This is a genomic window from Sphingobacteriales bacterium, from assembly GCA_012517435.1.
Classification (GTDB): Bacteria; Bacteroidota; Bacteroidia; order CAILMK01; family JAAYUY01; genus JAAYUY01.
In genome coordinates this window covers 1-19,597 of the sequence record JAAYUY010000244.1, presented here as the reverse complement: position 1 = coordinate 19,597, position 19,597 = coordinate 1, and the positions used below count along the sequence as shown (strand labels likewise).

General features: G+C 39.7%; 17 protein-coding genes and 1 tRNA gene. 8 read left to right on the top strand and 10 right to left on the bottom strand.

Annotated features, from left to right (window positions below; all coding sequences use genetic code 11):
• Window positions 1–13: 13 nt before the first annotated feature.
• The 4 genes from GX437_13350 to GX437_13335 are packed head-to-tail and all read right to left on the bottom strand — an operon-like array spanning window position 14 to window position 2,491.
• Complete coding sequence (locus GX437_13350; protein ID NLJ08640.1) at window positions 14–1,303, bottom strand: (Fe-S)-binding protein; 1,290 nt, start codon at window positions 1,301–1,303, stop codon at window positions 14–16.
• A gap of 2 nt (window positions 1,304–1,305) precedes the next feature.
• On the bottom strand, window positions 1,306–1,923 hold the full coding sequence (locus GX437_13345) for a hypothetical protein (GenBank protein ID NLJ08639.1): 618 nt from the start codon (window positions 1,921–1,923) through the stop codon (window positions 1,306–1,308).
• 10 nt (window positions 1,924–1,933) lie between these two features.
• The gene (locus GX437_13340) at window positions 1,934–2,251 is read right to left on the bottom strand and encodes a TusE/DsrC/DsvC family sulfur relay protein (protein ID NLJ08638.1); all 318 of its coding nucleotides are present in this window, start codon (window positions 2,249–2,251) and stop codon (window positions 1,934–1,936) included.
• A 3-nt stretch (window positions 2,252–2,254) separates the two neighbouring features.
• Complete coding sequence (locus GX437_13335) at window positions 2,255–2,491, bottom strand: hypothetical protein (GenBank protein NLJ08637.1); 237 nt, start codon at window positions 2,489–2,491, stop codon at window positions 2,255–2,257.
• 146 nt (window positions 2,492–2,637) lie between these two features.
• Here GX437_13335 and GX437_13330 point away from each other — a divergent pair, with 146 nt between their 5' ends.
• The 5 genes from GX437_13330 (at window position 2,638) to GX437_13310 (ending at window position 6,752) form a co-directional block, all read left to right on the top strand.
• On the top strand, window positions 2,638–2,787 hold the full coding sequence (locus GX437_13330) for a hypothetical protein (protein NLJ08636.1): 150 nt from the start codon (window positions 2,638–2,640) through the stop codon (window positions 2,785–2,787).
• A gap of 2 nt (window positions 2,788–2,789) precedes the next feature.
• Window positions 2,790–3,575: an alpha/beta hydrolase gene (locus GX437_13325; protein NLJ08635.1), complete on the top strand. Its 786-nt coding sequence runs from the start codon at window positions 2,790–2,792 to the stop codon at window positions 3,573–3,575.
• Window positions 3,576–3,628: 53 nt separating this feature from the next.
• A complete protein-coding gene (locus tag GX437_13320) occupies window positions 3,629–4,768 on the top strand; it encodes an acyl-CoA dehydrogenase (protein ID NLJ08634.1) in 1,140 nt (379 codons plus the stop codon).
• A 239-nt stretch (window positions 4,769–5,007) separates the two neighbouring features.
• A complete protein-coding gene (locus GX437_13315; GenBank protein NLJ08633.1) occupies window positions 5,008–5,757 on the top strand; it encodes an electron transfer flavoprotein subunit beta/FixA family protein in 750 nt (249 codons plus the stop codon).
• Between the two features lie 26 nt (window positions 5,758–5,783).
• Window positions 5,784–6,752, top strand: a complete 969-nt coding sequence (locus GX437_13310) for an electron transfer flavoprotein subunit alpha/FixB family protein (protein NLJ08632.1) — start codon at window positions 5,784–5,786, stop codon at window positions 6,750–6,752.
• A 58-nt stretch (window positions 6,753–6,810) separates the two neighbouring features.
• Here GX437_13310 and GX437_13305 read toward each other — a convergent pair whose 3' ends face one another.
• The 5 genes from GX437_13305 to GX437_13285 all read right to left on the bottom strand — a co-directional run bounded on the left by GX437_13305 (window position 6,811) and on the right by GX437_13285 (window position 14,897).
• Window positions 6,811–8,283, bottom strand: a complete 1,473-nt coding sequence (locus tag GX437_13305) for a hypothetical protein (protein NLJ08631.1) — start codon at window positions 8,281–8,283, stop codon at window positions 6,811–6,813.
• A gap of 219 nt (window positions 8,284–8,502) precedes the next feature.
• Entirely contained in the window at window positions 8,503–11,475 is a 2,973-nt protein-coding gene (locus tag GX437_13300; GenBank protein ID NLJ08630.1) for an OmpA family protein, read from the bottom strand.
• A 93-nt stretch (window positions 11,476–11,568) separates the two neighbouring features.
• Window positions 11,569–13,650 carry a (Fe-S)-binding protein gene (locus GX437_13295; GenBank protein ID NLJ08629.1) on the bottom strand — a complete coding sequence of 694 codons (2,082 nt, stop codon included), beginning with the start codon at window positions 13,648–13,650 and terminating at the stop codon, window positions 11,569–11,571.
• A 187-nt stretch (window positions 13,651–13,837) separates the two neighbouring features.
• Window positions 13,838–13,911 (bottom strand) — tRNA-Met (locus GX437_13290).
• A gap of 65 nt (window positions 13,912–13,976) precedes the next feature.
• A complete protein-coding gene (locus GX437_13285) occupies window positions 13,977–14,897 on the bottom strand; it encodes a rhomboid family intramembrane serine protease (GenBank protein ID NLJ08628.1) in 921 nt (306 codons plus the stop codon).
• Between the two features lie 59 nt (window positions 14,898–14,956).
• Between GX437_13285 and GX437_13280 the strand changes: the two genes are divergently transcribed.
• Window positions 14,957–15,322 (top strand): CoA-binding protein, encoded by a 366-nt coding sequence (locus GX437_13280; protein NLJ08627.1) that lies wholly within the window; start codon window positions 14,957–14,959, stop codon window positions 15,320–15,322.
• On the opposite strand, the gene GX437_13275 is transcribed toward GX437_13280, so the two are convergent.
• Window positions 15,319–15,738 carry an OsmC family protein gene (locus GX437_13275; protein NLJ08626.1) on the bottom strand — a complete coding sequence of 140 codons (420 nt, stop codon included), beginning with the start codon at window positions 15,736–15,738 and terminating at the stop codon, window positions 15,319–15,321. The two genes, GX437_13280 and GX437_13275, sit on opposite strands and share 4 nt — an antisense overlap.
• Window positions 15,739–15,873: 135 nt before the next feature.
• On the opposite strand from GX437_13275, the gene GX437_13270 reads away from it, so the two are divergent.
• Window positions 15,874–19,215 (top strand): DUF4175 family protein, encoded by a 3,342-nt coding sequence (locus GX437_13270; protein ID NLJ08625.1) that lies wholly within the window; start codon window positions 15,874–15,876, stop codon window positions 19,213–19,215.
• A 95-nt stretch (window positions 19,216–19,310) separates the two neighbouring features.
• Window positions 19,311–19,597, top strand: a 287-nt coding sequence (locus GX437_13265; protein ID NLJ08624.1) for an IMP dehydrogenase, incomplete at its 3' end; no start/stop codon positions are given.

The window sequence follows — 19,597 nt, the reverse complement described above, 5'->3', positions numbered from 1 at the left end:
TTGCACTTTTGAATCAGATCAATGCATCTGCGACTATCTCCGCCATGGTTTTTATTTGTACATTGAGTTTATAAAAACCATTTATCTGAAGCAACTGATCGACACAATTATGACAGGGTGTAACAACTACCTTTGCCCCGGTTTCCCTGATCTGATTGGCCTTCAACCCACCAATTTTCATCCTTCTTTCGTTGTATTCGCTCATGGATAGCTGACCACCTCCTCCGCCACAGCAAAGATTTTCATAACCATAGGGATTCATCTCTTCAAAGTCGCTAACCGTATGCTGCAGGATAAAGCGTTGCTGGGAAAAAATCCCTCCCAGTCTGACCAGATTACAGGGATCATGCAGGGTAACCCTCAGTCTGTTTTTACTTTTATCAACCTTAATCCTTCCCTGCCGGATATATTCTTCTATAAGTTCAACAGATGTAATGACTTCAATATCAAACTCCTGTTTCAGATAATTAGGTGCTTCCCAGCGGAAAGCCCTGCTTCCATGTCCGCATTCTGCCAGCACTATTCTTTTAACGCCTAACTTTTTTGCTGTTTCATACAACCGTCTGGCAATGATGGCCGCTTCTTCGTCATTCCCCGAAAAATAGGCGTAATTGGTAACATCATACATTTCAGTCGAAAGTGTCCAGCTTTCTCCCGCAGCGTGAAAGATTTTTGCCATGGCAGAAATGCTGAGCGGAAAAAACTTCGGCTCTCTGGGGTTTAAAGTATATAAGACGTTTTTACCTTCCTCGTTCAGGGGAATTCTGGCCGTTTCATCTCCGGTATCATCCTTCAGATCTTCTTCAAGCCATGTCAGGGTATCAACAAGGTCTTCTACAGGAATAGCCATATTATTACCCGTTTTAACAGCAGCCTGTACTGTTGACTGAAGTGTTTCAGGCACTTTTTCCAATGCACTGAGCATTTCTCTTCCTTTTCTGACCAGATAGGCTATGTCAACACCAATACTACAATGACTGACACATCGCCCGCACATCGTACAGGCACCGAAAAGCAAATCTATCATTTCGGTAATCGTCTGGTCATCAAGGTCTTTTGCCTTTGTTAATCCGGGCAGATATTTCCCGGAAAGCGTTTTATACCGTCTGTAAACTGAAGTAACCAATTCCACCTTATGGGCAGGAATATATTTATCTTCATGAAAAACATTGTAATACAAACAACTATCAGCACATAAAGCACAATGTACACAGGCATTCAGATGGGTCAACAGTTTTCCGTCTTCCTCCGTATTGAGAACGTTTAATGCTTTGTCCAGATTTTGCTTTGATATTTCACTCATTATCACGCATTTTTAGGAGGCCATATATTTCTGCTGCCGAAGAAAACACCCAAATGATACCTCGCTGCAAAGAAATAAACGGAATGTTTGAGTTTTCCTACCGGTAAATACAGGAAAAGAAATGCCGTAAGCAGGTAATATACAGCAAAGGCATAACCCATCAGAAAAAAAGAAGTCAGGAAATGCAGGGAGGTAACCAGAACATTTGACAAATAATCATCAGGATTGCTGAGGGTACGCATTTTTTTTAAGGAGATCCGTTTAATGAGGATGCCAAGTCCGGCTAAACCAGATATCAACAGAAAAACAGCAATCGGTATTTTCATCAAATCGGGGTAAGGCAGGTAAAAAAAGGACAAAACATACAGCAAAAGAGACAAAAAGGTTCCGGCATGATAAACGAGTCCGGCTGTATAGGTTGGCAGATGCAGGTAGGCAGACTCTTTTTTACGGGGGTTAAGAGCTCCGGTAAACGAATACTTTATTCCTGCCTGAATGTCTCCCGAAGGTTTGGCATAATCCCGCGGTTTCCCCAATCTGATGATTTTCAATAATATAAATGAATAAATAATAAGACAGACGACAAAAGATGCCAACGATAAAATCTGGTACCAGTACATCACTCAGCGTTTAAACACATCCGTCAGGTTTGGGTAAGCCGGCCACACGACAGGCACCACGTGCAGGGCCAAGAGGAAACAACTCATAAATCTCTCTCAGTTTCAGGCCTGTCTCCTGGCAAATCAGCCTGACCATTGGTGCCATTCCTTTTTCTTCATAATGCTTTCGGATGATGTTCACAATAGCCCAGTGTTTTTCACTCATTTCTTCAATACCGTCATATCTGGCAAACAAACGGGCTACATCTTCATTCCAGATGTCTGGGGTGGTAAGGAATCCGTCCCCATCCACTTCAAAAACTTTTCCTTCAATTTCAATTTGTGGCATAAATCAATATTCAAAATGGTTAATAATATCCTCAAGACTCAGTTCTGAATCGGGTGAAAGATTTTCCGGACAAAACCCAAGTGCTTCCTTCACATGGTATCGTTTGCAGTTTTTCCAGTTGCCTTCTTTTGAACGGCAGTATTTTTCAATGTCTTGTTGTCTTTCTACTGATGAATAATTCTCCACCCCGCCATTCACCCACCGGCAGGTGGTAAAATTACAACAATAGGGGTCGCTCATGGTTTAATATTCTGGTGCAATAATATTAAAACCTCTTAATACAGCAATGTTTTTTCGAAATTTTTACAACAATATAAATATTCAGCCACCCTGTTGACATTATTCCCTTTTAAACAGGAAATTTGGCCTTTGAATTTTTTATGTTTATGCAGGATAAATTTGAATTTTCAGACAGATTTTACTTTCGTTCGTGGCTGGAAAAACATGCATTAATACCGGATGGAATCTGGCTGATAATTTATAAAAAGGGAACTTTCAGGCTGACTGCTGCAAATGTTAAATCAATTTCACGATAAAGATGTTTATTGAAATCAACTCACACCGGATTCATTATGAATTTATTCATGAGGAACTGTCACATCAAAACCACCTGATGGTTTTTCTGCATGAAGGATTAGGGAGCATTCCCCAATGGAAAAGCTTTCCTGCCGAAATCTGTTCTGCTCTGCAAATAAGCGGCCTGATATATGAGCGCCATGGACACGGACAATCGTCCACACTGAAGGAGTCAAGAAAACCGGATTACATGCACCGTGAAGCATGGGAAGATTTACCTGAGATTTTGAAAAAACTTGGTCTTGATCAGAAAAGCCTTTTACTTACCGGACATAGTGACGGAGCCACCATCGCCTTGTTGTATGCATCAAAATTTCCCGAAAAAGTGGCCGGTATTGTGAGTATTGCTGCCCATGTGGTGGTTGAAGACTGTACGGTCAGCGGTGTTCAGGAAGCTATCCGGCTGTATGAAGAATTTGACCTGAAATATTTACTTGAAAAATACCATGGTCAAAATACGGACAGCATGTTTTACGGATGGGCAAATGCCTGGATTTCGGAAGATTTCAGGTCGTGGAATATCCTTGAAGAAATTAAAAATATCAAGTCACCACTCCTGCTCATTCAGGGGGAAAGGGATGAATATGCAAGCCTGAAACAAGTCGAAATTATCGGGTCACTGGTGAAGGGGGAATGCCAGCGATGTATTGTTCCGTCAAGCGGTCATATTCCTCATTTACAGCAAAAGGAATTTGTTTTAAAACAGGTGTTAAATTTTTATCAAATCATTTTGCAGAATAAAGAATAGGATTATTTTTACCCTCACAAAAAAACATTTATTAAAAAGCAAAAAAGAAATTTATGAATTTTGAATTCACAGAAGAACAATTGATGATACAACAGGCTGCCCGTGATTATGCCCAGCGTGAATTAATCAAAGATGTCATTGAGCGTGATAAATCGGCAGCATTTCCTGCCCACCATATAAAAGCCCTTGCAGAGCTTGGTTTTATGGGAATGATGGTCAGTCCCGAATATGATGGCGGGGGCATGGACACTATCTCCTATGTTCTGGCCATGGAAGAATTTTCGAAGGTGGATGCCTCGGTTTCTGTCATCATGTCGGTGAATAACTCTCTGGTTTGTTATGGGATTGAGAAATTTGGGAATGATGAACAGAAAGAGAAATATCTGAAACCACTTGCACGCGGGGAAATTATCGGGGCTTTTCTGCTTTCAGAGCCTGAAGCCGGCTCAGATGCCACGCATCAAAAGACGCTGGCTGAAGACAAAGGTGATTATTACCTGATCAATGGCACCAAAAACTGGATAACCAATGCCAATTCAGCTTCAGTCTATCTGGTCATTGCCCAGACTCATCCGGAGCTTAAAAGCAAAGGTATCAATGTCTTTATCGTTGACCGGAACAGTGAAGGGATCAGCCTGGGGCCACATGAAGAAAAGATGGGAATGAACAGCAGCGATACTCATTCCGTAATGTTCAGCGATGTTAAAGTACCAAAGGAAAACCGCATCGGAGAAGATGGATTTGGGTTTAAGTTCGCTATGAAAACCCTTGAAGGCGGAAGAATAGGTATTGCCGCACAAGCCCTTGGCCTCGCATCGGGAGCTCTCGAAAGAGCCATTCAATACAGCAAGGAAAGAAAGGCTTTCGGAACAGAAATATGTAATCATCAGGCTATTGCCTTCAAAATAGCCGACATGGCTACCAGAGTGGAAGCTGCCAGACATCTTGTGTTAAAAGCTGCCTGGCTGAAAGATCAGGGGAAGCCTTATGGTTATGCTTCGGCTATGGCCAAGTATTATGCTGCTGAAACAGCTATGTATGTAACCACCGAAGCTGTACAGATTCATGGTGGTTATGGCTATGTCCGTGAATATCATGTCGAAAGGCTCATGCGTGAAGCAAAGCTCACTCAGATTTATGAGGGAACAAGCGAAATCCAGCAAATTATTATCTCAAGAGCTCTTCTGAGCTAATCCGGTGGAAGATCGTTCTGCTGAGGTTAATATTTTATTAATGAGGATAAGGAAGAAGTATTTTATATTTTCACCACGGAAGTACTAAAGCACTATAGTTCACAAATTATTTTTTCGTGATTTTTAATGCTCTGCATTTCAATAAGACCCTGAATGAATATTTCTTGTTTTCTTCCTGAAAATTGCCATGAATTTAAAAGCATTTTTTACTTTTGCCATCAAATAAAAAATTTAATAAAATGAAGATACTGATATGCTTAAGTAATGTTCCGGACACCACGACAAAGATTAAATTTGTTGAGAACAATACTAAATTTGATACAGCCGGAGTTCAGTGGATTATCAATCCATGGGATGAGCTGGCACTGACACGTGCAGTTGAGCTAAAGGAAAAATATCCATCTGAAATAACGCAGATAAGTGTAGCTACGGTGGGTTTGCAGGATGCTGAACCGACCATCCGTAAGGCCCTTGCCATTGGTGCCGACAGTGCATACCGCATCAATCTGGAACCAAAAGACGCTTTTCAGGTCGCTTTTCAGCTTGCTGAGGTGATAAAAAAGGAAAGTTTCGACATCATCATGGCTGGTATCGAATCGAGTGATTACAATGGTAATGCAGTCGGCAGTATGCTGGCTGAATTACTTGGATTTACTTCCGTTTCGGCTGTTTCAAAACTGGATATTGAAAACGGACAGGTGGTCGTCAACAGGGAAATTGATGGCGGAACAGAAACTTTAAAAGTCAAAACCCCATTTGTGGCAGTTGTGCAAAAAGGAATTGCCATTGAGCCAAGAATTCCAGCCATGCGTGGTATTATGATGGCACGCACCAAACCCCTGAATGTAATTGAACCTACTGAATGTCAGCCTCTTACAAAACATTTATCTTACGAATTGCCTCCGGTTAAGGCAAAGGTCAGGCTGGTTGATCCTGAAAATCCGGGTGAACTCATCCGTCTACTTCACGAAGAAGCTAAAGTTATTTAATGTTGAATCTTTTAAAATGAAATAAAATGGCAGTTTTAGTATATACTGAAAATTGGGACGGTAAGTTAAAAAAACTCTCCCACGAACTGGTTTCTTATGCCTATGGCATTGCCCTTCAAATCAATACCGAAGTAGTTGCGCTGACAACCGGAAATGTTGATGAGCCGACACTCCTGTCACTTGGCACTTACGGTGCATCCAAAATAATCTGCATTCAGCAGGCAGATAATACGCCTTTTGATCCTATGCTTGTTAACACAATGATCGCTGAAACAGCAGAGAAAATCAATGCCAATGTAATAGTTTTTGCTCATAACAACACGGGAAAGGCCATTGCGCCAAGACTTTCGGCACGGTTGAAAGCAGGATTGGTAACCGCAGCCACAGCCTTGCCTTCCGCTTTGTCTCCTTTTGTGGTCAAGAAAAAGCTGTTTAGCGGAAAAGCATTTGCAAATATAGAAATTACCACCCCGACTCGAATTATCACCCTTTCGCAGAATTCCTTTGGGGTTGTCGAAAATGCCGTTCAATGCACGATTGAATATATCACCGCTTCTTCATCGGAAGGTTCAGGCATTGAGGTCATCAATGTCAGTAAACAGACCGGGAAAGTATTACTGACTGATGCTGAGATAGTTGTATCCGGTGGACGTGGCATGAAAGGACCTGAAAACTGGGGGCCGATTGAAGAGCTGGCAGAATTGCTGGGAGGAGCCACTGCCTGTTCACGTCCGGTATCAGATGAAGGCTGGCGTCCGCATAGTGAACATACCGGTCAAACCGGTAAAATCATTGCACCCAATCTCTATCTGGCATTTGGAATTTCAGGAGCCATTCAGCATGTAGCGGGTGTAAGTTCTTCGAAAGTCATTGCTGCCGTCAACAAAGACCCCGAAGCACCTATTTTTGAGGTCGCTGATTATGGTATTGTCGGTGATGCCCTTAAAATTCTTCCGGAACTGATAAATGAAGTTAAAAAGCTGAAAAACAGCTAATTAATTATCAAAGTCTGACCGATTTAAAAGGGTAACAGCAAGGCCTCATGCCTGCTGATTATTTCAGTTTTTCAATCTCCATTAATATGAGATTCAGTTCATTGTAATATCTGGGTTGGCTGCATCCGTCCGATTCATATAGCAGATTATTGATGGTTAATTTTGAGGTTCCCCCTCCTTCACAGTTTTCTTCTCTTAGATCGCCCTTCCCTTCATAGTATTTATAAGCTACCCAATATGCTGTTTTCAACAAATCTTTCATTTGGTTGTTATCAAGAGTTTTCTCCGTTTTCCTGTTGTTTTTAAAGTCCTGAAAGGTTAAAACCCCGTTCTGAATGCTGATTTGGTAGTGTTCTGCTTCGGGTATGGCTCCTTCATGAAATTCATAGGAAATGAAAGTGATGCGCTGGTAATTTTGTTCCACCTCCAAACTATCCTGAGCAGTAAAGGCCTTTTTTGAAAGATATCTGATAATCTTCTGTTCTTCAATCTCATCTATCTGGTTTTCATACCTGCTGAGTTCCTCCAGTTTTTTTAACAGGCTGATTTCTTCAGGCAGTGAACTGATCTGATTGTAGGATAAATCCAGTCTTTTCAGGTTTACCAGATTCCCGATTCCGGGCAACACTTCAGATATGTGGTTGTGGCTCAGGTCAAGTACCTCAAGATTTGTCAGATGATAAATACATTCAGGGATAAAACCCAGTTCATTGTTTGCGACATATAATTCCTTCAGATTAACCAGATTTGAAAGGCTTTCAGGCAAGTCAGAAATTTTATTTACAGATCCCCTGAATTCTCCCAGCACCAGTTTTTCCAGATTTGTCAGTTGTCCTATCTCAGGAGGAATTTCATGCAATTGATTATTAAATAGATATAGCTCTTTCAGGCTTTCCAGCTGACCAATCTGTGGTGGCAGGTTGCTCATTTCTGTTCCATCAAGATGAAGGACGGTCAGACTTTTATTATTGCTCAGTAATATGAGTAACTGGTCAACATTCAGATGATAATTGGCACCCATGTTTAATAACCTGAGATTTTCAAATGAAGAAAAAGATTCAGGGACGTTGGTAATTTGATTATCATACAACACCAGCTCTTCCAGAAATTTCAGCGAACCTAAACTATTAGGTAAGCTTTCAATTTTATTGCCCATCAGGTTGATTATCCTCAGGTTGGCACATTGGCTGATTTCTTCCGGGATCATGTCCACACCAGTGTACATGATGGTTAAGATTTTCAGATTCTTCAGTTTTCCCCATTCTTTTGAGAGGAACTTCAATGAACCTGAATTTATCTGAAGCTCTTCAAGATTGGTCAGATTGAAAATCTTCTGAGGTAAAATTTCAAAATCAACATCATTGAGATAAAGCCGTTTTACGGCAAGCGGATTTTTCAAAGCAGCATCGAGGCTTTTGTAAATTTTTTCCTTCTCCAGACTTGCTTTCCAGTTGCCTGTCTGAGCAAAAGCACGTGAACCAATCAGGCAGGTTAAGACAATAATGACTAAGTATTTCAAAAAATTCCTCATATTCTTTTTTTGACAAAATTAGATAAGTTAAGCCAATGAATCAGCATTTTCGCACATGACTTCTGTCAGAACAAAGCTTCTGGTATCGGGTTAATCCAAATTTGATATGGTAAAAAGCTCAAGCTACAGGATTTAATTGGTTATTTAACAGCATGATTTCAGATATGACAGCAATTAAAATTAGCTATTAGCTGTAATTCCTGTGTTAAAATTGCCCGCTTACAGCTCAATAATTCTGAATTCTACCCTTCTGTTTGCCTGACGACCCGATTCTGTCTTATTGCTTGCCACAGGATGGGTTTTCCCATATCCGACCACTATTATACGTTCAGGTTCAATTCCTGCTGTAATCATCAACTGCCTGACTTTCTCCGCGCGCCTTTCCGAAAGCTCCTGATTGTAAGCAAAACTTCCCATTTCGTCCGTATGGCCTGAAATTTCCAGTTTTACTGAGGGATATTTCTTCATAAACAGAATGACATTCCTGAGCTCTCTGTCAGTACCGGGGACAATATCCGTTTTGTCAAAAACAAATTTGATATCAGGGAAAATGAGATGGTCAAATTCGTCTTCAATGATGGATATATCAAGGGTGTCTGTGGTTAATACCACTGTATCGGGGATAATATCTCTGACAATGGTTATTTTATTGAAATCCTGAATATCCTGAAACTTAATACCTGTGGAATCGAAATCTTTCGCTTTAATTTCCCTGATCAATGGTTTAAATTCATAATTCTCGTCCTGATAAATTTTTATATTTCTCAAAGGATCATACTGATAGCTCAACATCAATGTATCAGGTTCCCCGATAGGCGGGCAGAGCTTGACAAAAAACCTGTATTCACCCGGTTGGCCTTTTTTAATACGGATACCATAAAAATTCTTGTTTTTATTATACACATCTTCAAAAATCCATTTTAACTGAAACTCATCATACAAGCTGTAATAAGAGCCACCGGTATAATCGGCTATCGCCCTGAGATAATCTTCACTGACAAGGTCTCCGTAACCGATGGTATGGAGTTTTATTTTGTTTTCCAGTGCCTTGAGAATCACCTCATGCTTTGAAATCAATGAGCTGTTTTCGTTTCCATCCGTGAAAACCATTACCGATTTTTCGCTGTAATTCAGGGCATCTTTAACATTCGAAATTCCTGCATTGATGGCATCCAGCAGAGCAGTCCCCCCTCCGAATCCCATCAGGCCGCTTACCTTGAAATATTTCAGCAATTCGTCCGGATCTCTTCTGAGCTTTGATTCGACTTTCACAAAATTATCAAACTTGATAATGGCAAGCGCATCGTCCCTGTCTTTGGAAAAAATAAAATCTCTGACGCCTTTTTGTAAGGCTAAAACCCTCAACTCACCCATCGAGCCCGAGTGATCCATCACAATCGAAATAGCATTATCCCGTTCATTATTTTTATTATATTCAACAATTTGAAAATCATCTGCCTGAAGTTGTCTGCCATCCGGGCCTATGATGATCAGATTGCACCAGATTTTTTTCCATTCCTCGCTCCCGCCACCAAAATAATAAACCCCGTTGTCATCCAGTAAATGTACCTGCAACTCAATGAAAGAGTCCTGGTCTGAAATAGTTTTAAGTTTGATATTCAAATCATTACGAAGTTCTGAAAGCGGTTTTATCTCTTTCATTCTGGAATAGGAATAATCGGGAGGAATCACTCCTTTTTTATCAATACGTGTTTCTGCCACATGGCTGATGGTATCAATAAAATATTTGACATTCAGAGATTTAACACCTAAATCAGCGGCAATATCTAAAGAAGTCAGATAGGCAAGCCTCCGGTTTTTATCGCGGAATAAAATCATCCTGCTGTCGGGTGTGAAGCAATAAAAATCAACATCTTCAACCCTGGATTCCTGTTGCCGGAGCATTGTCAGTTTTAACCATACGCCCTTAGAGAAGAAAAAATGGTAAGGCAGTGCAACCAATTGTTTATTATTGCTGATGATCCTGTTTCTCTCCTGCGATATGAACAATGATTCATTATCTTTTAGCTTTGTGTTAATTTTCAGGTCAAGCTGATCCACATGCCGTCCGGAAGCCAGATTAAATACCTGATAATGGTCAACATCACTTGCCACCATTACAAGACTATCGTTCAGCCACATCAGTAATGGCAGATTTTTATCAGCTAACCCACTGAATGTCATCATGTTATTATCACAATTCATAATTCCTTTTGTGGCATCGAGGGAAATACGTAAAGCGATTTGAGACTGATAGTTGTTCCAGAAAACCATGCGGTAATTACGGTCTTTATTCAGCACATAAGCTGTAAACCTTCCCATCGGACTCAGGGAAGATAATCCCGGTTCAAGCCTGTATTTGTCCGTTGCATCGGCTTTGGTTGTCTTTTGTGAGTTGACTCTTTCGATTCTTTTAAATTCAGGGAGGAGATAGATATAACTCGTCATGTTAGTGGCTGTCTTTCTGACTATTACAAGAGTTTTACGATAAGGATTATACCTGACTTCCTGCCCGATAAACTTTTTAAGCAATTCCTTTCTGCCAGTTTTCCAGACATAATAATTGTTTTTATGGTCTTTTACGAAAATAAAGCGATCGTCTTCTGAAAAATAAAGCTCTTCTATCAATCCGCCCTGAGGAATACCTGTATATTCAAAAAACTCTGTTCCGGTAAAAACATCAAATGCCTTAAGGCGGCTGTCTGTTGCCAGTACAAATTGATTATCTTTATTTGAAAAAGCTATTGTTTTTTCATTTTTTACCCTTTTTATCAGCAATTTATCCCTGATATCCGGAAACCGGAGCTGGTCGAAATCACCGATAATAGTTCCTGAACGTGTATCGCACACAATTTTACGAAATCCAAAAATCAAGACCAGATTTCTTCCGTCAGGACTTAAGAAGATAGTATCAAGCTCATCTTTGGTTTCTTTTGAAATTCTGAAAGAAAAAACTTTTTCCTTTTTCACCAGATCATAGGTATCGAATCTGAAACGATAAAAGAGGAGTTTTTTCTGTTTTCTCCTCAAATTTGACTGTATTGAATCAGCAACTTTTGTCTTTCCTTCATTATAGGCGAGTACCATAGTCCTGCTATTGCTGCTGATGGCAATAAAATCCTGTCCGTTAATATCCCCTATGGTCAGTATAAGGAAAATGAAAACGACAAATAAATTTCTGAACCCGGACATTTCAACAAAGGAAATTAGAAGCTAAAATATAACGTCAGGAAAATAAAATTGTTTTGCAAAACAATCATTATGACAGGCTTAATGAAAACAATATCAAATTGCCATGGCTACCAGTTCGGCAATGTCATAATTTCTGACTTCCTCTTCCATATTTTTATACTTCAGACCGTCTGTCAGCATCACCATACAAAACGGACAGGCTGTGGCCACAATAGAAGCACCTGTTTTCAGGGCTTCTTCCGTTCTTTCGGCATAAACCTCTTTATTGCCTTTTTCAGCTTCCTTAAACATTTGCCCGCCTCCTGCACCGCAACACAGGGCAAAACTTCTGTTCCGCTTCATTTCTTCAACTTCTGCCTTCAGGTGAGTCAATACAAATCTGGGAGCATGATATTCTCCATTTGCCCGGCCAAGATAACAGGGGTCATGATAAGTAATTTTTGTCCCTGAAAATGTATCTCCTGTCTGCAATCTGCCTTCATTTATCATTCTGCTGATAAACTGAGTATGATGCTCTACCTGAAAATGTCCGCCAAATCCCGGATATTCGTTTTTAAAAGTATTGAAATCATGAGGGCAGCAGGTAATGATCTTTTTAATCCCATAATTATTCAGAAGCTCAATAATCATCAATGTTTGCATCTGGTAAAGCATTTCATTTCCGGCTCTTCTTGCCGAATCGGCAGTGTCGGTTTCTTCAGTTCCCAGTACGGCAAAGTCAATATTAAGATGGTTGAGAATTTTCACAAAAGCCCTGCTGACTTTTTTATACCTGTCGTCAAAAGCACCGGCAGAACCTACCCAAAACAGATATTCAGGAGTTTTTCCACTGGCCGCAAGCTCCTGAACAAGCGGGAGCCTGTAATTTTCCTTTTCCGTCCAGTCGTCATACCATTTCAGCCTGTCAGATGATGAATACTGCCAGGGGGCACCATTGTTTTCAATGTTGGCAAAAATCGCATTCAGGCCTGAGGGTGCTTTGCCTTCCTCCATCACCAAAAACCTTCTCATATCAACGATGAGCGAGGGATGATTTATATTTACCGGACATTCCTGGGCACAGGCATTACAGGTGGTGCAAGCCCAGAGTTCCTCTTCCGAAACATAATCTCTCAAGAGGGATTTATTGTCTGAAAAATCCTTTCCGTTTTTAACCAGCTTCGGACCTATTTCATTCATCCTTTCTCTGAGATTCATGATGATTTTACGGGGTGAGAGGAGTTTACCTGTGATATTTGCCGGACATACCGAGGTACACCGGCCACATTGTGTACAGGTCAGCGAATCAAGATAATTTTTCCATGTAACATCCTGAACATCTTTCACCCCAAATCTTTCAACTGCCTGATTTTCAGCTGAAACATCAGCAGCATCAGGATTCAGCATATATCGGACTTCCCTGGTGATATTTCTGTCAGGTTCCAGATAGCCCAATGGTTCAAGCCTGCTCAGCAATACATTAGGGATTGACAAAAAGACATGAAAATGCTTGGAATACGGAAGAATATTGGCAAAAGCAAAAATAGTCAGGATATGTACCCACCACATACCATTGTAAACCAACGACATAATCTGATAATTGTCGGATGTCCAAAACAAGGCAAAGACACTGCTGACCGGATAAGTACCAAGCACTTCTTCACCTTTGAATTTGCAAATATTAATATAATAGGTGTTCATTGCCAGGAGCGTAAAAACTACGAGCATGATTAGAGTAAGGGCTAAGTGAGCATCATTGTGGTGGCGCTGGGTCATTTCTATCCCTTGAAATCTTTTGATATTCAAGTAATTACGTCTGAAAAGAAAGATAATTATGAGAAAGAAAACAATAAAAGCTGAAATATCACCGGTGGCAGTCAGAACATTATAAAACCAGCCAATACCGGCAAGGGCTTTGTCAGTTCCGGCTATCCCATCCAACACCATTTCAAAAACCACAAACAACAAGGCACAAAATCCCCAGAATGTCAGGGCATGAAAGAGACCTGTCAACGGGAACCTGAATATTTTAGACTGAAAAAAGGCTACTTTAAACATCACCCCAATTCTCTTTTTCCAGTTTTTAACCGGAAAGGGCTTGGTAAGTCTGAAGAAAAGGTAGTACCTCCTGACGGTATAAGCAAATATACCCAGCGTCAGCAACAATGTGGTGATAAAAATAATCTGCTTTAGCATTATTTGTATTTTTTTAAATTTGTGAAGAAAATAACAGGCAGCAAGATAGATATTTTCAAAAATCCATTAACAACATGCCCGAAAGAGATTTTTTTTACAAATGCTTTTTAATACTCCATTTTTATTTGCAGAAAGCAAACGGTAGTTTTTTAAATAAAAAAGCCCCATAGATGAGGGGCTTTCGGAGTAGCGAGGGAGGGAATCGAACCCTCGGCCTCAGGGTTATGAATCCTGCGCTCTAACCGCCTGAGCTACCTCGCCATTTTTTTTGCGACTGCAAAGTTATTGTTTTCATTTATTCTGAATCTCCGGGCTGAAAAAATATTTTAATGAGTTTTCTTGCTCGCATTAAACAGAATGTTCTTCTCCCTGTCTGTCAAGCTTTCATAGCCCGATTGTGCAATTTTATCAAGTATTTTGTCAATTTCTGCCTGAAGTTCAGCCTGATTTTCTTTAATTGGCTGTGTTTTCTCTGCATTCTTATAAACTTTGAATCTTGGTCTAGGACGGTAAAATCTTCTGCTGAATAAACTGCCTATAAAATCTGTTGTGTCTGTCAGCCATCTTGCAATATCGTGCCCTCTCAACAACTGGCGTGAATAAATAAAACCGAAAATAGCTCCGCCCAAATGAGCAAAATGACCTCCTGTATTCCCTTCCTTTAAACTCAACACATCAATAATCACCAGAAAAATAGCAAGATATTTCAGTTTTACCTGGCCAAAAAACAAAAGAAAAACAGAATAATTGGGTAAATAAACAGCTGCTGCCACAATGACTGCCACTACACTGGCAGAGGCACCAACCATTCCTGCTGAAATATTGGCTGAGTTAAGCAAAGGAACAGTCTGATAGGCAATCAGAAACAAAACAGCTCCGGCAAGTCCTCCTGCCAGATAAACTGACAAGAGTTTTTTATCTCCCAAAAAATCCCTGAATATTTTCCCGAACCAATACAACATCAGCATGTTGAATAAAATATGGAAAAATCCAGAATGCATAAACATATAAGTGATTAGTGTCCATGGCTTTCTGATGACGGTCAGCGGATCAGAAGAAATAGCCAGATTGTTCCAGATAAATTCCTGATAAAATTCAGTATTCAGCCGGAACAGGGTGAAAATGACTTCAATAAAACCAATCACTACAAAGACGATGACATTGATAAATATCAGGCGGTAAATAATATTCCCGCTTCTGAAAATGTTGAAATAGATATCGTTTCTAATGTTGGTGAACTGATTCATGAAGCAAAATTAGTAAAGCTTTTTTGTTTGGGGTAATATATTTTTGCAGGAAAATCAAAATTATGCGTGTTGCTGTCATAGGAGTTTCCGATAAACCCGACCGATATTCCAATATGTGTGTTCGTCAGCTTTTGCATCATGGTCATGAAGTTTTCCCCTATGGTTTTAAAGATTTTGACATTGATGGCCTCAGGATTATTACCGACAAAATGCCTGTTGATGATATTGATACCATTACTTTATATCTTTCTCCTGCCCGTCAGCCTGAGTGGTACGACCTGATTCTGAACAGCCACCCAAGGAGAATTATTTTTAATCCCGGCACTTATAATCCTGAACTCGAAAAACTTGCGACTGATCATCATATACAGACAGTTGAAAGTTGTACTCTTTTTATGTTGTCGTCAGGTACATTTGAAGATTAGTCCTGATGAAGCTGAATTTCATACGTTAATTCAGCAGCTTTCTTCAGCATGGCACTGACACCGCAGTATTTTTCCTGCGACAGATCAACCGCTTTTTCAACTTTTTCCAGAGGAATGTTTTCCCCAAAAACATGATAAACCAGTTTAAAACGGTCATATACTTTGGGATGCTCTTCCGTCTGATTGGCAATGACTTCAACTTTAAAATCCCGCATCTCAACTTTCATTTTATTCAGGATTGAGACCACATCCATGGCTGTGCAACCGGCAAGTGCTGCCAGCAACAAAGGTTTTGGCCTCGGGCCTTTTCCGCTTCCTCCATGTTCGGGATGAGCATCAACCTGTATGGAATGGCCATCTATTTCCGTACTGAAAGCCATTCCTGAATCCCAATTTAAAATAATGCTTTCTTTCATAAAAAAAATTTTCCTCTTTTATGACAAATTCAATGCCTTTCTGAGGATATCTGAAATGTTATATGGCATTAGCTTTGCCAAAGTTTTACGGTTTACCTGAAAAAGAAACAGGGTATTATTCTTAACTTAAGCAACATGCCATCTGCAAACGGATTATCTGACAATTACCGCTTTTTACTACATAAGCTGGACGAATTCCGGAGAAAATATTATAAAAACCTTGTCCTCAGAGGCATTATCATTCTTTTCAGCATATCACTCATTTCTTTTCTGGTTGTTATTTTTTCTGAATTCATCGGACATTTCAGTATCACTGTCCGCACCATCCTGTTTTACCTGTATTTATTGATTAATTCAGCTGTTCTTACCTATTATGTCGTTATACCCCTGATAAAAATATACAAACCCGGTAATTCGCTGACTTACCGGCAAGCCTCGGTGATGATTGGAAAATTTTTCCCTGAAGTCAAAGACAAGCTCCTCAACACACTGGAGCTGAAGGAAATGGCCTATCAATCCACATATAGCCGCACCCTGATTGAGGCCAGCATTGATCAACGAATTAACGAGCTAAAGCCTGTTCCTTTCAGCTTTGCCATCAATTTTTCAGAAAACAGGAAATACTTGAAATATTTGCTCATCCCATTGTTTATTCTGACCATTCTCCTTTTTGCTACTCCAAAAGTGGTTACCGAAAGCACGGAAAGACTGGTTAAACACAATACCTATTATAAAAAACCGGTACCCTTTGAATTTGAGTTGCTGAATAAAAACCTGAATGCAGTCAAAAATGAGGAGTTTACCCTCAGGTTAAAAGTCAGTGGAAAATCAGTCCCTGCAAACGTATTCATCAAAATTGACAACTATGAGTATCTGATGAAAGAAAAGCGGAACGGTGTTTATGAATATACCTTAAAAAATATCCGAAATCCACTCAGATTTTATTTTTTCTCAGGAAATATCAAATCAGAAACCTTTAAACTAAATGTCCTTCCCAAACCTCTTTTAAAAGGATTTACCGTTTCGCTTAACTATCCTGCTTACACAGGTAAAAAACCTGAAACAATCAGTAATACCGGGGATTTTACCATTCCTGAAGGCACACGGGTTGTCTGGCACTTTTCGACCGAAGATGCAGAACAACTGATGATCTACTTCGGGGATCAGCTTTTCAGGCTAAGCCCTGAAAAAAGAAACACTTTTTCTCTTTCAAAAACCATTAAAAACAATTCCTCATACCTGATAAAAATCTCAAACAATAAAGTTGTCAGCAAAGACACCATACAATATTATATCTCAGTCATTCCCGATGCTTATCCACGTATTGAAGTTGAGCAGCAGATCGATTCATCAAACACAAAATATCTATTTTTTGCAGGGGAGGCAGCAGATGACTACGGCTTACGTAAGCTTTATTTTGTCTATCATTTTCTTGAATCAGACGACAGCTCCAAACTGAATAAGGATTTTAAAATCTCTGTGCCTGTAACGCTCAATTCTGTTTACCAGAACTTTTATTATGCCATAAATCTCGATGATTTAAAAATATCACATGGCGAAAGCTTTGAATATTTTTTTGAAGTTTGGGATAATGATGGCGTAAACGGAAGTAAGTCAACGCGTTCCAGAAAATTTTTCTTTGCTGCTCCTTCTGAAAAACAAATGCAGGAGATGGCTGAAAAATCAGCTGAAGACCTGAAAAAAGACATTCAGAATGCTGCCAAAAAATCTCAGGAAATACAGAAAGAGTTGCTGGAAGCTCAGAAAAAACTGATTGATAAGAACAAAATGGACTGGGACGATAAGAAGAGGATTCAGGAATTGTTGAACAAACAAAAAGATCTTATTCAGCAGGTGGAGGAAATGAAGGAAAAATATATTGAAAATGTTCAAAAACAGGATGATTATCAGGAACTCAGTAAAGAATTGCTTGAAAAATACAGGCAGCTTTACGAGAAATTTGAAGAAATAATGCCGGAAGATATTAAAAAGCTTTATGAAGAACTTGAAAAACTATTGGAACAAAACAACAAGGAAGGTATTCAGCAGGAACTCGATAAACTGAAAAAAGACCAGAAAAGCCTCGAAAAAGAACTTGACAGAATGCTGGAGCTGTTTAAAAAGCTTGAGTTTGAAAATAAACTTGATAATATCACACAAAAACTGGATGAACTCAGTCAGAAACAGGAAAAACTAAGCGAAGAAACAGAAAAATCGAAAGAAAAGGAAAAGGAAAGCCTTGAACAAAAGCAGGAAGAATTGAATAAAGAGTTTAAAGACCTGCAGGAAGAATTTAATGAACTCGAAAAACTGAATAAAAATCTTGAAAATCCAAAGGATTTGGAAGACACCAAAGACGACAGGCAGGAAATACAGGAGGAGCAGGAAAAGAGCATGGAAGAGATGCAGGACAACAACATGAAAAAAGCCGCTCAAAACCAGAAAAATGCTTCCAGAAAGATGAAGGAACTCTCCGAGAAAATGAAGTCCATGAAAATGGAAATGGAAATGAAGTCGCTGGAAATCAATTATGAAAAACTGAGAAGGATACTTGAAAACCTGCTTCATGTTTCCTTTGAACAGGAAGACTTAGCCAATCAGTTCAAATCTGTCAATTCTTACAACCCAAAATATGTTGAGCTGACTCAAAAACAGAAGAAACTGAAAGATGATATGAAGCTCATCGAAGATAGTCTTTTTGCACTGAGTAAAGAACTTCCGATGATCGAGTCTTTTGTCAATAAGGAAGTGGAAAATGTTAATTATCAGATGCTTAAAACCATCGAATTGCTTGCTGAACGGATGATAGGTGATGCAAGGACACGTCAGGGATACGCCCTGACTTCCATCAATAACCTCGCAGTCATGCTTTCTGAATTGCTTAAACAGATGCAGGAAGAAATGTCGAACATGAAAAGCAGTGGCAAAAAATCGATGAAAAAGAAGAAAAAAGGAGGTCTCCCCGACCTTCAGAAGCTTCAGGAAGAGCTTAGCAAACAAATACAGGATTTAAAGCAACAGGGAAATAAACCCGGCAGTCAGATGAGTAAACAACTTGCTCAGATGGCTGCACGCCAGGAAATGTTGCGCAATGCCATCCGAAATCTCCAGAAAGAAATGGGGGCAGGTGATAAAGCAAATGACGAACTCAACAAAGCCCTTCAGGAACTCCAAAAACTCCTCGAAGAAAATGAAAAAGACCTTGTGGAAGGTAAAATCACTGAAAGAACCTTAAAACGGCAGCAAGATATAAAAGTGAAGTTCCTTGAAGCTGAAAAAGCAGAAAAAAAGCAGGATGAAGAAGAAAGACGGGAATCTAAAACAGCCAATGATATTTTTAACCGTAAACCCCCATCCCTTGAGGAATATCTGAAAAACAAACAAAAAGAAGTAGAGCTGCTTAAATCTGTCCCGCCCGATTTTTCGCCTTTTTATAAAAGCAAAGTCAAGGAATATTTCCGCCTGCTACCCAACTAACGGGAACTTTCCTTCCCTTAAATCTAAATTTTTCTTTGCATTTTTTACATTGAGCATATCTTTGCACATGGTACAATCCTCAAAAATATTTCCCCATGGACATAAAAGATGATAAATTTATAGGGACAGGTCTTGCCTTTGATGACGTATTGGTTCTTCCGGCCTATTCGGAAGTCCTTCCCAGAGAAGTAGTTGTCGAATCTTATATCACACGCCATATCAAAATCAATATTCCGCTTGTTTCGGCTGCAATGGACACCGTAACGGAATATGAAATGGCCATTGCCATGGCACGATTGGGAGGCATTGGCATTATTCATAAAAACATGAGCATCGAAAAACAGGTTGCACAGGTCAGAAAAGTAAAACGTTCTGAAAGCGG